1 protein-coding gene is annotated in these 297 nt (G+C 68.7%); it reads right to left on the bottom strand.

Translation table 11 applies throughout. From position 1 onward, the window contains the following. The coding region (locus tag EIK80_RS25470; RefSeq protein ID WP_233586949.1) for a LysR substrate-binding domain-containing protein at positions 1 to 297 on the bottom strand (297 nt) is incomplete at both ends.

Here is a 297-nt window from a genome sequence, read left to right as displayed (position 1 = left end):
CCGGACTGGGCCAGCCCTGCGGTCAGGTGGTCCCGGGTTCCCGAGCCCTGGTCGCGCATCACCCACATGGCGGCGTCGAGATCCTCTCGGGTCGGCGGCCGCTCGACCAACGGATGATCCGGCGAGACAAAGAGACCGATCCGATCGCCGCCAACCTCCTCGCCGCGGAGCAAGGCCTCTTCCATGCCGCCTTCGACGAAGGCCAGGTCGGCCTGGCCCTGCAAGACCATGGCGGCGGCCTGGGCGGAGTTGCCGACCGTCAGGCTCAATTGAATGTTGGGCGCCTGTGTCGCGAAC

This window comes from Caulobacter sp. 602-1 (genome assembly GCF_003931565.1).
Classification (GTDB): Bacteria; Pseudomonadota; Alphaproteobacteria; order Caulobacterales; family Caulobacteraceae; genus Caulobacter.
The sequence above is the reverse complement of the archived record's forward strand: the minus strand, read 5'-3'. Positions and strand labels throughout refer to the sequence as shown.